Source organism: Amycolatopsis stemonae (genome assembly GCF_054781455.1).
On record NZ_BAAGUJ010000002.1, the window covers coordinates 426399 to 445223 of the forward strand.

Sequence of the window (18825 nt, forward strand, 5' to 3'; positions counted from 1 at the left end):
CTTTCAGTAGCCGGGACACTGCCCGGAACGCGGTAAGCGCCGCCGGAACGCGGTAGGCGCGGAGATTTTCCACGCGCAGTGACGCCGGACCCGCGAATCCCGCGGCGATCCGGTGACGGCGGGTAGGCGAACGTGTGAGGGCCGTGCCGGCCACGTATTCGGTTAATGGTTTACGGGGCGAGAGGCGCTGCTTAGGCTCCCGCGCACAACGTCGAGGAGGTCCGTATGTGGCTGACGGCTCCCCGCCCCACCTCGGTCTCCGTCCGGTCCGGACCCGCCCGGCTGACCGGCCGCGACGCCGAGCTCGACGCCATCGTCGACGTGCTCCGGCGGCGCCCGGCGGCCGTGCTGATCGAGGGCGAGCCCGGTATGGGCCGTACCCGGCTGCTCGCGGAGATCGGGCGCCGCAAGGAGTTCGACGGCGGCCGGGTGCTGACCGGCGCCTGCCAGCCGCTGCGCGAACCGTTCCCCTACGGGCCGGTGCTGGAAGCGCTTCGCACGGTGACATCCGGGGCCTCGCCCCGGGCCGGGGGCTTCGCCACCCGGACCCCCGAAACGCATGCCGTGACGTCCGGTGCTTCGCCGCAAACGAGCGAGGTGCCTCTCGGACCGCTCAGCCCGGTCGCCGGGGTGCTGCGGCCGCTGCTGCCGGAGCTCGCGGAAGCGCTTCCCCCGCGTCCAGAGCCCCTCGCCGACCCGGTGGCCGAGCGCCACCGCGTGTTCCGCGCGATCCGGGAGCTGCTGGCCGCGTGCGGACCCACCCTGGTGCTGATCGACGACCTCCAGTGGGCCGACGAGGACACCCGCGACCTCCTGCGGTTCCTCGCCGGGTCGATGCCGCCGGAGCTGGCGGTGGTCGCCACCTACCGGTCCGCGACCGATGTCCGCCCCGGGCCGCTCGGCGCGCCGTTCCGGACCGATGCCTCGGTGCACTCCGCCCGCGTCGCGCTCGGCGCGCTGGACGTCACCGCGGTCCGGAAGCTCGCGGTCGAAATCCTCGAACTGCCCCGGGTCACCGACGAGTTCGCGGCCAAGCTGCACGAGTGCACGGCCGGGATCCCTTTCGTGGTCGAGGAAACCCTGCGCGCGCTGCGCGAAGCGGCCGAGCGGCTGCCGGTCGGCGAAGTCCTTTCCGACCGGATGCTGGAGAACCTCGAAGTCCCGGTGCTGCTGCGGGAGGCCGTCACCGAACGGCTTTCCGCGCTGCCCGGGCCGGCCGCGCAGCTGGCCGGCGCGGCCGCGGTGCTCGGCGTCGGCGCCGAAGCCGCCGTGCTCGGCGAACTGGCCGGGCTACCAGAAGACACCCTGCGCACGGCGTTGCTCGCGACGTTGTCCGGCGGGGTGCTCGGCGAAGTCGGCGACGGCAAGTACGGCTTCCGGCACCCGTTGGCGCGCAAGGCGGTCTACGACACGGTGAGCGGGCCCGAACGCGCGTTGCTGCACTCGCAGGCGATCCGCGTGCTGGCCGCGCAGCCGTCGCCGCCGCTCACGTTGCTGGCCCGGCATTCCCGCGCGGCGGGCCGCGTCGACCAGTGGCGGCACTACGCCGAAGCGGCCGCCGACGAAGCCATCACGCGCGGCGAGACGTCCCGCGCGATCGACCTCCTCCAGTCGGTGCTGGCCGAGCCGGGCCCGGCGGAGTCCGACGTCGGGCGCGTCGCCGGCAAGCTGAGCCAGGTCGCGCTGCGCGGGTTCCGCCCCGACGTCATCGGCGCCCTCGAGCGCGTCCTCGAAGAGGTGACGCTGCCGCCGTCGGTCCGCGGCTCGATCCGGCTCAGCCTCGGCATGCTGCAGGTCCGGACCATTGGCGGGCTGGGCCGCGGGCGCCTCGAAGTCGAGCGCGCGATCGGCGAGCTGACCGACCGGCCCGACCTGGCGGCCCGCGGGATCACGCTGCTGGCCCAGCCGATCGACGGCCTGACGCCGTTGTCCTGGCACGAATCCTGGCGCGCCCGCGCGGGCGAGGTGTACGAGCGGCTCGACGACTCCGAGCTGCGGCTCGCCCTGACCGCCGACCGCATCGCGGCGGCCTCGCACGTCGGCGACGGCTCGGCGTGGGCGGAGTTCGAGGCGTTGTCGGACACCGTCGGCACGGTCGCCGAGCGCGTCCAGCTGGCCCGGCTGTGGTGCAACCTCGCCGACGGCCAGTCGTGGGCCGGTCACCTCGACCGCGCGGAACGGCTGGTGACCGAAGGCGTCCGGCGCGCGACCGACGCGGGTGCGTTGTACGCGATCGGCCTGATCCAGGGCACGCGCGTCCGGCTCGACTGGGTGCGCGGGCGCTGGCACGGCCTCGCCGAAACGGCCGAGCAGCTGCGCGACAGCTACCCGGAGCTGGGCCCGATCGTCATGGAGTCGTCGCTGGTGCTCGGCGGGCTCGCGGCCGTGCGCGGCGAGTTCGCCGCCGCGCAACGGCACCTGACCGCGGCGAGCGTGCACGCGCCGGACCGCGGGCCGATCCCGGTGGTGCTTTCGGCGGCCGGCGTGCTGATCACGGTGCTGCTCGCGACCGACGACGTCGACGGCGCCTGCGCGGCGGCCGACACCGCGGTGGCCGCGGCCGGCCGCAAGGGCGTCTGGATCTGGGCGGCGGGGCTGGTCCCGGCCGCGGCCCAGGCCTACGCGCGGGCCGGGCGCTGGCCGGAGGCCGACAGCGTGGTCGAGGCGTTCTCCCGCGGTATCGAAGGCCGGGACGCGCCGGTGGCGTCGGCGGCCCTGGTGGCCGGCCGGGCAGTGCTGCTCGAAGCACGCGGCAAGCACCTCGCCGCGGCGGCGCTGTTCGACGAAGCCGCGTCGGGCTACGCGGCGCTGCCGATGCCCTACCCCGCGACGGCGACGCGGGAACGCGCGGCGATGTGCCGGCTCGCGGCTGGCAACCGGGACGCCGTCGACGAGCTGACGGCCGCGGCCGAGGCGTACGAGCAGCTCGGGGCGACGCGGGACGCCGGGCGGTGCCGTCACCAGCTGCGCGAGCACGGTGCGTGGGCGCCTTCGCAACGCGGGCGGCGGGGGTACGGGAGCGAGCTGTCGCCGCGGGAACGCGAGGTGGCGCGGATGCTCGCGGAGGGCCGGACCAACCGCGAGATCGCGGACGGCCTCTTCCTCTCGCCGCGGACGGTCGAACAGCACGTCGCGAAGGTGCTGCGGAAGCTGGGCGCGAGGTCGCGGACGGACGTGGCGCGCAAGCTCCCCGGCGAGGTGACGACCGCACCGGCTGGCTAGCCGGGCGAGGGCGTCCTACGTTGGGCGCGTGACAGAAGAGGCACTTCCCGCCTGGCGCCGGCGGACCTCCGGGGAAACGCGCTGGCCCGCGATGGGCGTCGTCGTCGTGACGCTCGCGCTGCAGGTCGCCCTGCCCGACGACATGGCCCTGCGCCCGGCGTGGCTGCTGCCCTCGGTGTCCGGGCTGCTGGTCGTGGCGCTGCTGCTGGTGAACCCCGGCCGGATGTCGGAGTTCAGCGCCGTCGAACGGGTCATTTCGCTGCTGCTGGTCGCCGCGGTGACCGCCGTGAACGCCGGCTCCGCCGTCACGCTCGTCTACAGCATCGCGACCGGCACCATCGGCGACCGCGCCGGCGCTGTGCTCGTCACCGGCGGGATCGTCTACTGGACGAACATCGTCGCCTTCTCGCTCTGGTACTGGGAGTTCGACCGCGGTGGCCCCGGCCGGCGGGCCGCAGGCCGGGCGGAGTTCCCCGACCTGCAGTTCCCGCAGATGGCCGACCCGGACCTGGCGCGCCAGAACTGGGAGCCGTCCTACCTCGACTACCTCTACTTCTCCTTCACCAACGCGGCCGCCTTCAGCCCCACCGACGTCATGCCCCTGCGGATCTGGGCGAAGATGACGATGATGCTGCAGGCGGCCGTGTCGCTGATCCTGGCCGTGATGGTGGTCGCGTGGGCGATCAACAACCTGAAGTGACTCAGTGGCGGGAGATGGTGAAGCTCTGGCCGTCCGAGCCGATCGCCCCCGGGATCCAGGTGTTCGTGCCGCGGTCGTCGGCGTTCAGCCCGGACGGGTTCGTCGAGGCCAGGTTCGTCCCGTTGAACTTGACGCCGGTGAACGTGATGCCGCCCGAGATCGTCGGGTAGGAGTCGGTCGGCGACTCGATGATCGCCTCCGCCGAGGAGTGCTTCGACGTCAGCGACTTCGTGGTGGTCTTCGTCCAGCCCTTGGTGCTGTCGGTCAGGTCGAGCCGGTAGGTGTTCGTGGCGGTCCGCGTCACCGTCGCGGTGATGTGGTCACCCGCGCCGACCGAGACGTTGTAGTACACGGGAGCGGCTGGGTACATCTCGTACCAGGCCGAGTACACCGGACGCCCGCTCGAGCAGTCCGTCTCGACGCCGGTCTGTTCCACTGTGGACGACCCGTCGCCGTCGATGCCGACCCACGGCGCGAACAGGTCGTTGGTCGACCGGCACGTCACCGACGGCTCGGTCCAGCTCGCGGTGGCCGTGGTGAAGCTGCCGAAACTGACGTAACCACCCCAGTTCCCGCCGGAGAACTGGTGACCGTGGAAGTGCGAGCCGTACTCGACCGCGGCGTGCGCGGTGCCGGAAACGGCGAGACCGGCGGCAGCAGCGGCAACCGCCGTGAGGACGCGGGCAGCACGCGACGCGAGGATTCTGGACATGCGGGGACTCCGTTCACCGAGGGGGACCGGGAAAGCCGTGTGTCCAAGTGTTGGATTCGCGACCGCGAGAAGGTAGCTACTTTCGAAGGGTCTTCACATTCCGGGAAATACTCACCATTTGCCGGAATTGCGCGGTAATGAACGAAAAGACCCGTGAAGGCCTCCGCGGGGGAAGAGGCCTTCACGGGTCATGGACACTCACCAACCGCCCGGTCAGGTGAGCGGGGACTGCTAGCCCTGCTTCGCGGCCGCGTCGACGAACTCGGTCGTGTAGGTCTTCGACAGGTCGATCGAATCCTTCTTCGGCTGCACGTTCTTCGAGAAGCTCGAAAGCACGTTGAGCGCGTTCTTGGCGCCGTCGGCGTCCATCTTCCCGTCGGCGTTGAACATGCCGATGCTGTCCTTGATGGACTTGATGTACAGCGCCTTGTCGCCGCCGCTGTAGGACGCCGGCATCTTCGCCGCGATCTCCTCCGGGCTGTGCTGGCCGATCCACTTCAGCGTGGCCACGAACGCGTTGGCCAGCTTCTGCACGGCGTCCTTGTTCCGGTCCACGAAGTCGCAGCTCATGTACAGCGACGACGCCGGGTACAGCCCGCCCAGCGCGGCCTTCGTGCCCTCGACCGTCCTCAGGTCGTACAGCACCTTCGCCTTGCCGGTGTTCGTCAGCTGCGCGATGGTCGGGTCGGTCGTCATGCCGCCGTCGATGCCGCCGTTGTCCAGGCTCGCGATGAACGTCTGGCCGGCGCCGACCTTCACCGGCGTGTACTGGTCGGCCCCGACGCCCGCCTTCGCCGCCAGCGCCTTCGTGAGGAAGTCGGTGGACGACCCGAGCGACGTGACACCCAGCTTCTTGCCCTTGAAGTCGGCCGAGCTCTTGATCTGGTCGGCGTGCGCGGTGCCGACGACTTCGGCCTCACCGGGGATGTTGGCCATCTGCACCACGCTCTTGATGCACTGGTCCTTGGCCTGCAGGTCGATCGTGTGGTCGTAGAACCCGACCACGCCCTGCACCTGCCCGGCGACGAGCGCGGTCTCGGCGTTGGCGCCCGACTGCTCGCTCTGCAGCTCGACGTCGATGCCCTGCGCGGCGAAGTTCCCCAGCTGCTGGGTGAGCATGGCGGGCAGGTAGATGACCTTTTCCAGGCCGCCCACCATGATCGTGACCTTCGGCTTGCCGCCCTCGCCCGTCGCGGCGACGCGGGAGTCCTGGCAGGCGGTGGTCAGCGCCGCCGCCACGGTCAGCGCGGTGAGCACGCCGGCGATGCGTCGAATCCTCATCGATTCGTTCCCTTTCAGATGACGGTCTTGTCGGAGGCGGAGGACATCGAGGGCCGCCACCGCAGCAGCCGGCCTTCGAGGTTCCCGATGCCCCACTCGGCGAACAGGGCGACGACGGTGATGATGATCATCGCGGCGTAGATGCCCGCGGAGTCGAACGTGCCCTGCGCGTTCGAGATGAGGAAGCCGATGCCGGCCTTGGACCCGGCGTACTCGCCGACGACCGCGCCGATCAGCGCGAAGCCGAACGCGGTGTGCAGCGAAGACAGGATCCACGACGTCGCGCTCGGCAGCACGATCGCCTTGATCACCTGCATCCGGCCCGCGCCGAGGATGCGCGCGTTGTCGATCAGGTTGCGGTCCACCTCGCGGGCGCCGGTGAAGGCGTTGAAGAACACCACGAAGAACACCAGCACGACGACGGTGGCGACCTTCGACGCCAGCCCCAGCCCGAACCAGATCACGAACAGCGAGGCGAGCACGATGCGCGGCACGGCGTTGGCGGCCTTGATGAACGGCGCGAGCACGTCGGCCAGGTACTGGCTGCGGCCCAGGACCACGCCGAGGATCACGCCGGCCACCGCGCCGATCGCGAAGCCGACCAGGGCTTCCTCGACGGTGACCCACAGCTGGTACCAGAGGGAACCGAAGTCGGTGCCGCTCGTGACCCACTGGCTGAGCCGCTCCCAGATCCGGGACGGCTTCGAGTAGAAGAACGGGTCGATCCAGTAGGTCGCGGTCAGCTCCCAGCTGCCGAGCCAGACGACCACCAGCGCCAGCCGCAGCAACCAGGTGTTGCGCCTCCGGCGGGACGTCGCCCGCTTCGCCTTCGTGAGGATGTCCTGTTCGGTTTCCAGCACCGGCAGCGAAGTGGCCGGAGCGGCGGGGGTCTCAAGCGACATTGCTCGCTCCCTTCTCGCGGGCCTTGTCGACCTCGCTGCGCAACGATTCCCAGATGTCCGCGTAGAGCTTGCGGAACTCGTCGGTGAGCCGGAGGTCTTCGACCTTCCGCGGCCGCTCCAGGGGAATTTCGAAGACGTCCTTCACGGTGGCCGGCGACGTCGTCAGCACGACGACCTTGTCCGCCAGCGCGATGGCCTCGTCGAGGTCGTGGGTCACGAAGATGACCGCGGCCCCCGAACCGGACCACAGCCGCAGCAGCTCGTCCTGCATCAGTGCCCGCGTCTGGACGTCCAGGGCCGAGAACGGCTCGTCCATCAGCATGATCTTCGGCTTGGTGACCAGCGTCTGGGCCAGCGCGACGCGCTTGCGCATACCGCCGGAGAGCTGGTGCGGGTAGTACTTCTCGAACCCGGCGAGCCCGACCCGGGCGATCCAGTCGACGGCCTGCGCACGGGCCTCGGCCTTCGGGACACCGCGGAACCGCGGGCCGGAAGCGACGTTGTCCAGCACCGACCGCCACGGCATCACGGCGTCGGTCTGGAACATGTAGCCGACACCGTCCGGAATGGACTTCACGTCTTCGCCGTTGACCCGCACCCGGCCGGCGGACGGCGGCTGCAGCCCGGAGACCAGCGAGAGCGTCGTCGACTTGCCGCAGCCCGTCGGGCCGACGACGGCGACGAACTCGCCGGGCTGCACGGTCATGGTCAGGTCGCGGACGGCCGTGTGCACGGAACCGGACCCGCTCGGGAACCGTTTGGTGGCTCCGGTGAGTTCGATCAGAGGGGGGACCATCGGGGGGTGACTCCTTCGTCACGTGGTGGGGGTCACGCGTTGGGAGAGGACGTTAAGTACGTGTGGCGAGCGCGTGAAGCTTGTCGACGTTCTCCGCGCGAGCTGTGCGTTCTGAATGTTTTGCTCATTTAGCGCACGGCGCTGACCAGGGGGTATGGTTCCGAGCCATGCCAAAGTGGGCGCTCTTCCCGCGGATGCGGTTCAGCAGGCAGGTGCTGCTGCTGCAGATCGGCGTCGTCGTGCTCGTGGTCGGGGTCGGCGTCGCGCTGGTGAGCGTGCTCCTCTCCCGCACCCTCACCGACCAGTACGGCCGCCGCGCCCTGGCCATCGCGAAGTCCGTCGCCGCGGACCCGGTCGTCGTCGCGGACGCGGCCGCGAAGATCCCCGGCGGGCCGCTCGAAGAACGCGTTCTCGCCGTCACGAAGGCCAACGACGCGCTGTTCGTCGTCATCACCGACGACAAGGGCATCCGGCTGGCGCACCCGACGCCGAGCGAGATCGGCAAGCCGGTCAGCACCCCGCCGGACGTCGCCCTCGCCGGCGGCGACGAGGTCAGCGCGGTGCAGAGCGGCACGCTCGGCCTGTCCGTGCGCAGCAAGACCCCGATCTGGCAGGGACAACGGGTGGTCGGCGAGGTGAGCGTCGGCTTCGAAGTCGGCGATCCGACCGGCGACTTCAACCGGCTCCTGGTGATCACCCTGCTCTTCGCGGGTGGCGCGCTGCTGCTCGGCGCGGGCGCGTCGGCGCTGCTGAACCGGCGGCTTCGGCGCGTCACGCACGGCCTCGAGCCGCACGAGCTGACCGAACTGCTCTACGAACGCGAAGCCGTGCTGCACGGCATCGGCGAAGGCGTGCTCGCGGTCGACGAAGCCAACCGCGTCTCGGTGCGCAACGACGAAGCAGAACGGCTGCTGGGCACCGAACTCCCGATCGGCGCGGCGATGGCCGAGCTCGAGCTGAGCCCGCGGCTGCACAAGGCCGTCGGGGAAGGACGGCCGGTCGACAATCTCCTGGCCGTGGCCGGGAACCGGGTGCTCGTCATCAACTCGCGCGCCGTCCGCCTCGACGACCGGCCGATCGGCACCGTGCTGACCTTCCGCGACCGCACCGACCTCGACACGCTCACCCGGGAGCTCGACGGCATCCGCGCGCTCTCCGACGGCCTCCGGGCGCAACGACACGAGTTCGCGAACCGGCTGCACACGCTGTACGGGCTGCTCCAGCTCGGCCACCACACCGAAGCCGTCGAATACCTGCAGACGCTGACGGACTCGCCGTCCGCGCGGCCGAGCGAGCTCGGCGACGCCGTCGCGGACCCGTACCTGCAGGCGCTGCTCGTCGCGAAAACCGAGCAGGCGCAGGAAAAGGGCCTCACACTGAAGCTGGCCGACGACACCTGGGTGCCCACGACCGTGACCGACCCGATCGCCGCCAACACCGTGATCGGCAACCTCGTCGACAACGCGCTGCACGCCGCCCGGATGGGCCCGCGGCGGCCGGCGACCGTCGAGGTCAGCCTGCTCGCCGAGGGCGGGACCCTGCACCTGTCCGTTGTGGACAGTGGCACCGGTGTGCCGGAAGAGCTGCGGGGGACGTTGTTCGACGAAGGCGTCTCGACGAAGCTCGCTCCCGGCCACGGGCTCGGCCTGGCGCTGGCCCGCCAGGCCGCGCGCGCCCACGGTGGCGACGTCTGGCTGGCCGGCCCCGGCGACGGCGAGACGGGAGCCCTGTTCGTCGCGAAACTGCCCGGAATGCTGACGGAGGACGGATGATCCGCACGCTCATCGTCGACGACGACTTCCGCGTCGCCGGGGTGCACGCCGGGTTCGTCGAGGAGGTCGACGGCTTCGCGGTGGTCGGCACCGCGCACACCGCGGCGGAGGCCCGCGCCCGCGTCCGGGAGCTGGCGCCGGACCTGATCCTGCTCGACGTCTACCTGCCCGACGAGTCCGGTCTCGCGGTGCTCCCCGAGCTGCAGACCGACACGATCGTGCTGTCCGCGGCGACCGACAGCGCGTCGGTCGCGGCCGCGATCCGGGCCGGGGCGCTGAACTACCTGATCAAGCCGTTCACCACGCGTCAGCTGGCCGAGCGCCTGACGTCCTACGCGCGCTTCCGCGGCCTGCTCGCCGAGGACCGCGCCTTCGCCCAGGACGACGTCGACCGGGCCTACCGGGTGCTGCACGACCAGGACCGGACGTCCGCGCCCAAGGGCCAGTCGACGGCGACGTCCCGGCTCGTCTCGGAACAGCTGCGGCGCGCCGGGCGTCCGCTGTCGGCGGCGGAGGTCGCGGGCGAGCTGGGCATGGCGCGGGCGACGGCGCAGCGCTACCTCACGGCGCTGGCGGAGTCGGGGACCGTCCAGATGCGGCTGCGCTACGGCGCCACGGGCCGCCCCGAGCACGAATACCGCTGGTCAGGAGCCTGACGTCAGCGACCGATCGTGGTCGTCTCGGAGCGGTACTGGTACTGCTGCATCATGCTCTCGGCCACGGTCACCCAGGACTGGACCGGGTTGGCCGCCGAGGGCGAAGGCTTCGACGAGGGCAGGTCGACGCGCGGCACGTCCTCCTCGTCCTGAACGGACTTCTTCGCCTGCGGTTTCGCCTGCACCTGCACACGTTTCGGCGCCGGCTTCGCGGGCACCGGCACGAACACCGTCGTCGGCGCCGGGGTGGCCACCGGCGCCTGCGGGGCCTGCGGCTGCGGCGCGGGCGCTTCGGCGACGGCCGGGCGCGCGTCCAGCTGGGCCACGTCGGCCGGGCTCGGGCCGAACAGGCTCCCGGTGAACATCCCGCCGGCCAGCCAGCCGAGGCCGACGAGCACCACCGCGGCGCCGGTGCCGAGCCAGGTGCGGGCACGCCGCCGGATCACGACCGACTTCGGGCGGAGGTCCTGGTCGCACACCGGCGGCCGGGTGTAGATCGGCTCGTCGGCCGGGACGTCGTCGTCGGTGCGGCGGCGCTGGGGCAGGCTCGCCGCGATGATGCCGGTGCGGTCCAGCAGCTCGGCCGCGGCGCGGTCGCTGGTCGAACGGGCCGCAGTGTGCTGTGCGGCGCGCAGCGGTGCGGCGCGAAGCATCGGGACCTCCGGTAAGGGGCTCACGGACCCCACGCATTCTGGACCATTTCGGACGGGTCTGTCAGAAACGCAACTCCATTGGGTGAAGCCTATTGCGATCAGACCGCCGCGCGAACCGACCCGAAAGTCGTAGTCCGAATGCTTTTCAGCTTTCCATCTGCTTGAGCCCCATCCGCGCCAGCAGGGCGAGCGGGCGCTGGTACGCCGACCCGAGCACGCGCGGGATGGCGTCGATCACGTAGGCGTCCGGTCCGATGAGGATCCTCGCCGACTTCCGCTCGATCCCGCGCAGGATCGTCTGTGCCGCCTTCTCCGGCGTCGTCTTCGCGATGCGTTCGAAGCCCTGCGCGGCCTTCTCCTGGTCGTCGGCGATGCTGCGCGCGTTGCGCACGATGTTCGTCTTGATCCCGCCGGGGTGCACGCAGCTCACCGCGACCGGGTACCGCGCGATCAGCATTTCCTCACGCAGCGCTTCGGTGAATCCGCGGACCGCGAACTTCGCCGCGTTGTACGCGCTCTGCGTCGGCACGCCGACGAAGCCGAACACGCTGGAAATGTTCACGACGTGCCCGTCGCCGGACGCGATCAAGTGCGGCAGGAACGCCTTCGTCCCGTTCACGACGCCGCCGAGGTTGATCCCCATCAGCCAGTCGTAGTCCTCGAAAGTCATCTCTTCGACGGTCGCGCCGAGCGCCACGCCCGCGTTGTTGACGACGACGTTGACCCGGCCGAACTCCTCGGCGACCTCTTCGGCGTGCGCGAGCACGGCGGCGCGGTCGGCGACGTCCAGGGTGAACGCGCGCGCGTTGTCGCCGGCCAGCTTCGCCGTCTCCTCCGCGTTGGCGGCGTTGACGTCGGAAACGGCGACCCGCGCCCCGCGCCGGGCGAACTCGCACGCCAGTGCCCGGCCGATGCCCGAGCCCGCCCCGGTGACCACCGCGACCTTGTCCGCGAACTGCTTCATCGGCCCTCCCGCCGGTTGGGTGTTACTCCCGAGTTACGGATACTAGCGGCTGTGAGCTTCCTGTGGGTGTGCTCATCGTGTCGGCGCCGCACCTTAAGGTGATGGAGTCCGAGCGAGAACGAGGAGGCGATGCGCGTGCGGCGGCCCGCCGTCCTGCTCACCCTCGCCGCCGTCCTGCTGCTCGGGGCGGCTTTCGTCGTGTTCGCGAACCGGCAGCCGCGGGGCGCGGCCACGACCACCCCGGACACCGGGGTGATCGAAGCGGCGCCCGTCTCGACGCCCGACCTGCCCGCGGGATCGAGCCCGGCGGTCGGCGCGCTGTTCTCCGACGGCGTGCACTACTGCACCGCCAGCGTCGTCCACAGCGACCAGGGCGACGTGCTGCTGACCGCGGCCCACTGCATCCACGACGGCGAAGGCGGCGACTACCTCACCGGCGTCACGTTCGCGCCCGGCTACCACGACGGCATCGCGCCCTTCGGCTACTGGACGGTGTCCGACGAGCTCGTCGCGCCGGGCTGGAGCTCGTCGTCCGACCCGGACCTCGACGTCGGCTTCGCCACCGCGCACCAGGACGGCGCCGCGAAGTCCCTGGAAGGCCTGGTCGGGGCGAACACCCTGGCCACCGGCACGGACTTCGAGCAGGCGATCACGCTGACCGGCTACCCGGACGACGCCGAGGTGCCCGCCGTCTGCCAGAACACGACCAGCCGCCAGGACACCTACCAGCTGAAAGTGGACTGCGCGGGCTTCCCGACGGGCACCAGCGGCGGCCCGTGGGTCGCCGGCGCGGACCCCAAGACCCGGCTCGGCACGGTCATCGGCGTGATCGGCGGCTACGAGTCCGGCGGCGACGACCCGGACACGTCCTACTCGAGCTACTTCGACAAGGACGTCCAGGCCCTCTACCGGCAGACGACCGCCCGGGCATGATGCGAGGTATGAGCGATCCCGTCGACGTACCCATCACCGGCGAGCCGATCCGGCTCGGCCAGTTCCTCAAGCTGGCCGGCCTCGCCGAAGACGGCTCCCACGCGAAGGACCTGATCGACGCGGAGGAGGTCACCGTCAACGGCGAGGTCGAGACCCGCCGCGGCCGCCAGCTCACCGACGGCGACGTCGTGGCCGTCGGCCCCGACCGCGGCAAAGTCGTCCTGGTCCACTAGCCCACGCTGGTCAGCGGCGGCAGCCCGAGCGACGCGGCCAGCGCGTCCAGCTGCCGCCGGACCGGGCCGGCCAGCGGCACGCCCAGCGCGCGGCACTGCTCGAGGTGCTGGGCCTCGCGCCAGCCCGGGTAGCGGATCGGCGCGCCGCCCTCCCAGCCGAGCATGCTGCCGAACAACGCGCTCGCCGCGCGGTAGAAGCCGTCGGCGCTGCGCAACGTCGTCGGCGCGATCGCCAGGACCAGCAGGCCCGTGTCGTGCTCGTGGTCGGCGACGCCGGAGAGCACCCCGGCGAGCACCTCCACCAGCAGCGTCAGCCCCGCGGCTTCCGAACCGGGACGGTCCATGTCGAAGACGAACTCGGGGTACGCGCCACCCGGCGCCGCCATGCCGAGCGGGTTCACCGGGTCGCCGGGTTCGCCGCCCGCGGCGAGCACCAGCCCGATCATCGCGTGCGGCAGCGCCCGCGCGGCGTGGTGCCCGGCCCGGCCGAACGGCCCGATCCCGCGCAGCGAAACGAGCCCGACCCCGAAGCGCCCGGCCCGCGTCACCGCCCGGTCCATGGCGTCGCCGACGGCCCACAACCCGGACGCGCGGCGGTAGTCGAGCAGGGCGGCGGCCCCGCGGTCGGCGATCATCAGCGGCTCGGCGTGCGGCACGACGAGCCCGTTTTCCAGCAGGGGCAAGTGGATCCGGGCCAGATCGGCGACGCCGAACTCCGGTGAACCGGTCAAATCGCCGTGGCACAGGGCTTCCGCGGCCATCCGGGCCCGGGGTTCGGGGAAGCCGTGGGCGGCGAAGACGTGTGCCACGAGGGTGACCAGTTCGTCGGCCCGCACGCGGGGCCAGGCCTGTTCCGGAATCGGGGTTTCCGGCGTTCCTTCTTCGGCGGTGCGGGGTTCGGGGCGGGCGGAGCGGAAGGGACGCGGTCTGAGAGGCACTCACCCGACCTTGCCCAACGGCCCGTTCGGGCGTCAACGAGCTGGGCCCCGGCCTACCCGACCGTGTGATCGGGACCTCCGAAGCGACGTACCCTGGGCGGCATGTGCCGAAACATCACCACCCTCCGGGGGCTCCAGCCGGCCGCGACGGGCGAGGAGATCGAGGCCGCGGCCCGCCAGTACGTCCGCAAGGTGACCGGCGTGCAGTCGCTGTCGGACGCGACGCGCGAACCGTTCGAAGCCGCGGTCGCCGAGATCACGGAAATCACCACGCGGCTGCTGGAGCAGCTGCCGGAACGCCGTCAGCCACCGGCGACCGTCCCGCCGCTGCGACGTCCCGAGGTGCGCGCGCGGATCGCGGCCCAGGCGCTGAAGCGCCCGTAAACTGTCGGACCCGCTCGCTAGGCTGCCGCCATGGGTGGACAAGCTTTGGTGCTGGGTGGCGGCGGGGTCGCCGGGATCGCGTGGACGACGGGGGTGCTCACGGGGCTGGCCGAACACGGCCAGGACCTCACGGGCGCGGACCTGCTCGTCGGCACGTCGGCGGGCGCGGCCGTCGCGGCGCAGGTGACCAGCGGCGTCCCGCTGGACGAGCTCTTCGCGCGGCAGGCCGACCCGGCGCGCCAGACGCCGGAGATCCCGGCGGAGATCGACTTCGAGAAGTTCGCGTCGGCCTTCGGCGACGTGGTCACGGGCACGACGGCCCCGGCCGAGCTCCGGCGCGCGATGGGCGAGCTCGCGCTGCAGGCCGAAACGGTGTCCGAACAGGACCGCCGCGCGGTGATCGAGGCGCGCCTGCCGGTGCACGACTGGCCGGAGCAGCGCCTGGTGATCGTGGCGGTGGACGCGGAAACGGGCGAGCCCCGCCGCTTCGACCGCGCGTCGGGGGTGTCCCTGGTCGACGCGGTGGCGGCGAGCTGCGCGGTCCCGGGCATCTGGCCCCCGGTGACGATCGACGGCCGCCGCTACGTGGACGGCGGCGTCCGCTCGGCGGAGAACGCGGACTACGCAACGGGCTTCACACGCGTGACGGTGGTGTCCCCGATGGGCACGGACGCCCCGCTGCCGATGGAGAAACCCCTGCTCACAGTGCTCGACGACCTGCGCGAGGCGGGCGCGGAGGTCACGCTGATCACCCCGGACGAGGCTTCGCTGGCGGCGATCGGCGAGAACCCGATGGACCCGGCAGCCCGCACCCCGGCCGCCGAGGCGGGCCGCACCCAGGGAGCGGCCCTGACCCTCAGCTGGACGTAGCCCGACGGCCGGGCGCGGGTCGGCGACCCGAAGACTCCGGGGCGGATGGCCACGGCCCGTGCCCCGCAGGTGCGCCGTGGTGGCAGGCCACCGTGCCCGGAAGCCCGCCCGAGCGGGGGTGCCGAGTCCGTCGGCTACCCTCGTGGGGCGAGGTAGCGTGTCCGAGCGGTCGAAGGAACATGTCTTGAAAACATGCGAGAGGGCAACCTCTCCGTGGGTTCGAATCCCACCGCTACCGCTTCGGGCCCCGGGCGCGCGGTAGCCGCGCCCGGGTTCAGCCCTCCGCCTCCGACAGGTGGTCCAGCACGCGCTCGAACGCCGCGGCGATCGTCGCCTGTTCCTGGGGGCTCAGCAGGTCGATGAGGTGCTCGCGCACCCCTTCCAGGTGGGTCGGTGCCGCGGTTCGGAGCAAGGCCATGCCCTCCTCCGTCAGCTCCGTGATGACGCCACGCTTGTCCTCGGGGTCCCGCGCCCGCCGGACGACGCCCGCGTCCTCGAGCCGGGCGACCTGGTGGGACAGGCGGCTCTTCGTCGAGCCCATCAGCACGGCCAGCTCCGACATCCGCATCCGGTGTCCGGCCTGCATCTCCAGGCAGACCAGCACCTCGTAGTCGACGAGCGACACTTCGTGCCGGACCGCCAGCTCGCGGTGCAGCCGCTGCCGCAGCCGCAGGGTCGCGACGATGTAGGAGCGCCACGCCGCCATCTCGGCATCGTTCAACCAACGCACAGGCCGCTCCTCGGTCATAAGGCAGCGTAGAACGCTGATCAACGAACCGCGCGGTCCGACGCCGAACTGCGTGCCCCTGAAAATGCGGTCGCAACATCGCCCGAAGGTGGGGTTACGAAAAGGTTGAGACTCGGCTCGAAAAGGCGCATTCTGCTTGTCGGCGGAAGGTCGGCCAGGGTATGCGGCGCGACGACGGCGACGTGCCGGCCCGGCTCCCCGCCGGGAGAGGTCAGGTGGTTGCGTGGCGGGTGATCCTCGCGGTTGACCGCCAGCTGTGTCCCCGCGACCGGAACGGACCAAGAACGGGCCGGGCGCGATTGTGAACAGCATGTGCGCGGGCTTCTACGGTGCGTTCAGCATCCGGCGTCGATCGGGCCTGTTTCCGGTCACGACCTCCGAAGCCGTGGCGACAGCGCCTGAACGCCGGCCCGGTCGCGGCCAACCGCTCGACCGAAAAGACACAACCTCGGTACAGGTCCTGGGTGCGGCCGCCAGCGCGACGGCCGCACCCAGGCTCGTTACCATTCGCGGGTGAGATTCGACGACGACGCCGGCTTGGACGCCTCCGAAGTCCAAGACCTGCGCGGAAGCGGTGGAGGCGGCGGCGGGATCGGCGGCCGCGTTGCCCTGGGCGGCGGCGGACTCGGCGTCGTCGGGCTGATCATCTACTTCGTGCTCTCCCAGCTCGGCGGGGTGAGCATCGGGGGCGGCAGCGGGAACGGCCTGAGCGGCGGCCTCGGCAGCGTCGGGTCCGGCCAGCAGGTCGACAACTCGAAGCTGGCGAGCCAGTGCAAGACCGGCGCGGACGCCAACAAGAACCACGACTGCGCGATCGTCGCGATCGTCAACTCCGTGCAGGACTACTGGACGCAGCAGTTCGCGCGCTCCGGTTCGACCTACCGGAAGGCGCCGACGAACTTCTTCAACGGCGGCGTGCGCACCGGGTGCGGCAGCGCCACCTCCGACACCGGGCCGTTCTACTGCCCGGCCGACTCCGAGGTCTACATCGACCTCTCCTTCTTCAACGAGCTGAAGACCCGCTTCGGGGCACAGGGCGGCCTCTTCACGGAGGCGTACGTGCTCGCCCACGAGTACGGGCACCACGTGCAGAACCTGCTCGGGACGTCGAAGAAGGGCACCGGCACGGGCCCGACGTCCGGTTCGGTGCGCCTGGAACTGCAGGCCGACTGCTACGCCGGCGTCTGGGGCAACCACGCCTCGACGACGCCGACCGAGAGCGGCAAGCCGCTGATCACCGACGTCACGCAGGACGACATCAACTCCGCGCTGGACACCGCGTCCCGCATCGGCGACGACTACATCCAGGCGAACCTCGGCGGCGGCCAGGTCGACCGCTCGAAGTTCACCCACGGCACATCCGCGCAGCGCAAGAAGTGGTTCACCACCGGCTTCCAGACCGGTGACCCGGCCCGCTGCGACACCTTCGGCACGAACAACCTGGGCTGAGACGTGGAGAAGGGGCCGTCCCGGCAGCGGGACGGCCCCTTCTCTGTGGTCAGGAAGCCAGCGCGTGCGGGTCGCCGGCCACGGCGCGGGCGGAGAAGTTCCGCTGCGCACCGCGTTCGGCGGCCTTCTGCTTGGCCGTCTTGCTCTTGCCCGGCTGCACGCCGTTGACGCTCTCGGTGCTCGTCCCGTAGACCCCCGTCGCCCAGGCCACGGCGTCCGCGTTGCGGTCGAGCGCGACCCGGTCGACGTTGCCCAGGTTGTCGCAGGCCTGGTGGTAGCAGTGGTCGTAGGCGATCCCCGCCGTGCCACCCCACTTCGCGGCCTGCGCGGCGGTCTTGACCCCTTCGGCGCCGGTGAAGAGACCGCCGGCCGGGATGCCCACCGCGATGAACTCGCCGTAGTCCGAACGCCCGTCGAAGTCGGTGCCCTCGGTCGGGATGCCCTTGGCGTTGAGGTACCCGGCGAGCGTCTGCTCGATCTGCGCCGAGCCGTACGGGCCGGGGCCCGCGCCGACGCCGTCGGAGTCGTCGCCGTCGTAGGCGAAGTACGCCGCGTTCGGCGAGCCGATCATGTCGAAGTTCATGTACAGCGCGATGTCGAGCTGCTGCTCGAAGCTCAGCGAGTCGACGTAGTAGGTCGAGCCGATCAGCCCGAACTCCTCCGCGCTCCAGAACCCGAACCGCACGGCGTTGTTGACCTTCGGCGAGCTGCCGAGCTGCAGCGCGGTCTCGAGCAGGGTCGCCGAGCCGGTGCCGTTGTCGTTGATGCCGGGGCCCGCCGGGACGCTGTCCAGGTGCGAGCCGAGCATCACGACGTTGTCGTGGCGCCCGGTCTTGGTCTCGGCGATGACGTTGTAGCTGGTCCGCGCCTCCTGGATGGTGCGCAGTTCGAGCGTCACGTTCTGGCCGTTCAACGTCGCGAGGTGCGCGCCGTCGGCCGCCGTAACGCCGCCGGTCGGGACCGCGGCGTTCGCCGGGTCGCCGAGCGTGCCGTTCAGCGGGCCGTCGACGTTGTTGTAGATGATCGCGCCGACCGCCCCCGCGGCCGCGGCGTTCTGCTGCTTGACGGCGAACGTGCACCCGCCGCGCGAGATCAGCGCGATCTTGCCGGTGAGGTCGCCGAAGTCGGTGGCTTCGCAGCCCGGGGTCGCGTCACCGGCGGCCGGGACGACGCCCAGCGGCGCGGTGATCCCGCCCACCGGGGTGTTCTTCGTGTACTCCATCGCCGTGACCGGCACGTTCGCGCCGCCCGCGGTGAGCTTCTCGGCCAGGGTCTGCGAGTAGGTGAACGGGAACTCCTGGCGGGTCACCTGGTAGCCCGCCGCCTCCAGTTTCGTCGCGATGTACTCGGCGGACTTCCGGTGTCCCTCGGTGCTCGCCGCGCGCGTCCCGCCGTTGGTGTCGGCGAAGCGCTGCAGGGCGACGAGGTGCCGGTTGATGCCGTTGACGGTCACCTTGCTGACGAGCTGTTTCGCCAGGGCCGGGCCATCGGGTTGGGCCGCGGGACCCGCCGCGGCCGGGGTCGTGCCGAACGCGAGCGCCGTACAGGCGGCCAGGGCCGCCGGTACGAACAGTCTTCTTCGTGTGATTGACATGGTTGCTCACCTTTGTTC

The 18825-nt window shown here is 71.3% G+C and carries 18 protein-coding genes and 1 tRNA gene; 10 read left to right on the forward strand and 9 right to left on the reverse strand.

All coding sequences use genetic code 11. The features are described 5' to 3' along the window. Window positions 1–225: 225 nt before the first annotated feature. Both ACYVLJ_RS08220 and ACYVLJ_RS08225 read left to right on the forward strand, forming a co-directional pair. Window positions 226–3222 carry an ATP-binding protein gene (locus ACYVLJ_RS08220; RefSeq protein WP_460438237.1) on the forward strand — a complete coding sequence of 999 codons (2997 nt, stop codon included), beginning with the start codon at window positions 226–228 and terminating at the stop codon, window positions 3220–3222. 91 nt (window positions 3223–3313) lie between these two features. Then, the gene (locus tag ACYVLJ_RS08225; RefSeq protein WP_460438621.1) at window positions 3314–3922 is read left to right on the forward strand and encodes a hypothetical protein; all 609 of its coding nucleotides are present in this window, start codon (window positions 3314–3316) and stop codon (window positions 3920–3922) included. Between the two features lies 1 nt (window position 3923). On the opposite strand, the gene ACYVLJ_RS08230 is transcribed toward ACYVLJ_RS08225, so the two are convergent. From ACYVLJ_RS08230 to ACYVLJ_RS08245, 4 genes are all read right to left on the reverse strand, one after another. Further along, window positions 3924–4634 (reverse strand): G1 family glutamic endopeptidase, encoded by a 711-nt coding sequence (locus tag ACYVLJ_RS08230; RefSeq protein ID WP_451971523.1) that lies wholly within the window; start codon window positions 4632–4634, stop codon window positions 3924–3926. A 231-nt stretch (window positions 4635–4865) separates the two neighbouring features. Beyond that, window positions 4866–5915, reverse strand: a complete 1050-nt coding sequence (locus ACYVLJ_RS08235; RefSeq protein ID WP_460438238.1) for an ABC transporter substrate-binding protein — start codon at window positions 5913–5915, stop codon at window positions 4866–4868. 14 nt (window positions 5916–5929) lie between these two features. After that, window positions 5930–6817 (reverse strand): ABC transporter permease, encoded by an 888-nt coding sequence (locus tag ACYVLJ_RS08240; protein WP_451971517.1) that lies wholly within the window; start codon window positions 6815–6817, stop codon window positions 5930–5932. Beyond that, a complete protein-coding gene (locus ACYVLJ_RS08245) occupies window positions 6807–7613 on the reverse strand; it encodes an ABC transporter ATP-binding protein (protein WP_460438239.1) in 807 nt (268 codons plus the stop codon). The genes ACYVLJ_RS08240 and ACYVLJ_RS08245 overlap by 11 nt, the downstream gene beginning before the upstream one ends. 194 nt (window positions 7614–7807) lie before the next feature. Between ACYVLJ_RS08245 and ACYVLJ_RS08250 the strand changes: the two genes are divergently transcribed. Together ACYVLJ_RS08250 and ACYVLJ_RS08255 are read left to right on the forward strand one after the other, a co-directional pair. After that, window positions 7808–9385, forward strand: coding sequence for a sensor histidine kinase (locus tag ACYVLJ_RS08250; RefSeq protein ID WP_460438622.1), 1578 nt, complete (start codon window positions 7808–7810; stop codon window positions 9383–9385). Continuing rightward, window positions 9382–10041, forward strand: a complete 660-nt coding sequence (locus ACYVLJ_RS08255) for a response regulator (protein WP_451971511.1) — start codon at window positions 9382–9384, stop codon at window positions 10039–10041. Before ACYVLJ_RS08250 ends, ACYVLJ_RS08255 begins: the two co-directional genes overlap by 4 nt. 2 nt (window positions 10042–10043) lie before the next feature. Here ACYVLJ_RS08255 and ACYVLJ_RS08260 read toward each other — a convergent pair whose 3' ends face one another. Both ACYVLJ_RS08260 and ACYVLJ_RS08265 read right to left on the reverse strand, forming a co-directional pair. Further along, window positions 10044–10694 (reverse strand): hypothetical protein, encoded by a 651-nt coding sequence (locus tag ACYVLJ_RS08260; protein ID WP_451971508.1) that lies wholly within the window; start codon window positions 10692–10694, stop codon window positions 10044–10046. Window positions 10695–10839: 145 nt separating this feature from the next. Continuing rightward, complete coding sequence (locus ACYVLJ_RS08265; RefSeq protein ID WP_451971505.1) at window positions 10840–11658, reverse strand: SDR family oxidoreductase; 819 nt, start codon at window positions 11656–11658, stop codon at window positions 10840–10842. Between the two features lie 129 nt (window positions 11659–11787). On the opposite strand from ACYVLJ_RS08265, the gene ACYVLJ_RS08270 reads away from it, so the two are divergent. Then, window positions 11788–12591, forward strand: coding sequence for a trypsin-like serine peptidase (locus ACYVLJ_RS08270; RefSeq protein ID WP_460438240.1), 804 nt, complete (start codon window positions 11788–11790; stop codon window positions 12589–12591). Window positions 12592–12599: 8 nt separating this feature from the next. Next, window positions 12600–12824 carry an RNA-binding S4 domain-containing protein gene (locus ACYVLJ_RS08275; protein ID WP_451971500.1) on the forward strand — a complete coding sequence of 75 codons (225 nt, stop codon included), beginning with the start codon at window positions 12600–12602 and terminating at the stop codon, window positions 12822–12824. On the opposite strand, the gene ACYVLJ_RS08280 is transcribed toward ACYVLJ_RS08275, so the two are convergent. Continuing rightward, a complete protein-coding gene (locus tag ACYVLJ_RS08280) occupies window positions 12821–13762 on the reverse strand; it encodes an Ldh family oxidoreductase (RefSeq protein WP_460438241.1) in 942 nt (313 codons plus the stop codon). The two genes, ACYVLJ_RS08275 and ACYVLJ_RS08280, sit on opposite strands and share 4 nt — an antisense overlap. Window positions 13763–13864: 102 nt before the next feature. On the opposite strand from ACYVLJ_RS08280, the gene ACYVLJ_RS08285 reads away from it, so the two are divergent. The 3 genes from ACYVLJ_RS08285 (at window position 13865) to ACYVLJ_RS08295 (ending at window position 15254) form a co-directional block, all read left to right on the forward strand. After that, complete coding sequence (locus ACYVLJ_RS08285; RefSeq protein ID WP_451971494.1) at window positions 13865–14146, forward strand: DUF2277 domain-containing protein; 282 nt, start codon at window positions 13865–13867, stop codon at window positions 14144–14146. 30 nt (window positions 14147–14176) lie between these two features. Next, a complete protein-coding gene (locus ACYVLJ_RS08290) occupies window positions 14177–15016 on the forward strand; it encodes a patatin-like phospholipase family protein (protein ID WP_460438242.1) in 840 nt (279 codons plus the stop codon). A 151-nt stretch (window positions 15017–15167) separates the two neighbouring features. Next, window positions 15168–15254: transfer RNA gene (locus tag ACYVLJ_RS08295), tRNA-Ser, on the forward strand. Window positions 15255–15290: 36 nt separating this feature from the next. Here ACYVLJ_RS08295 and ACYVLJ_RS08300 read toward each other — a convergent pair. Beyond that, window positions 15291–15764, reverse strand: a complete 474-nt coding sequence (locus ACYVLJ_RS08300) for a MarR family winged helix-turn-helix transcriptional regulator (protein ID WP_451971489.1) — start codon at window positions 15762–15764, stop codon at window positions 15291–15293. A gap of 513 nt (window positions 15765–16277) precedes the next feature. Between ACYVLJ_RS08300 and ypfJ the strand changes: the two genes are divergently transcribed. Further along, on the forward strand, window positions 16278–17213 hold the full coding sequence (gene ypfJ, locus ACYVLJ_RS08305; protein WP_460438243.1) for a neutral zinc metallopeptidase: 936 nt from the start codon (window positions 16278–16280) through the stop codon (window positions 17211–17213). Window positions 17214–17262: 49 nt separating this feature from the next. On the opposite strand, the gene ACYVLJ_RS08310 is transcribed toward ypfJ, so the two are convergent. Continuing rightward, the gene (locus ACYVLJ_RS08310; RefSeq protein WP_460438244.1) at window positions 17263–18807 is read right to left on the reverse strand and encodes a M28 family metallopeptidase; all 1545 of its coding nucleotides are present in this window, start codon (window positions 18805–18807) and stop codon (window positions 17263–17265) included. Window positions 18808–18825 lie beyond the last annotated feature (18 nt).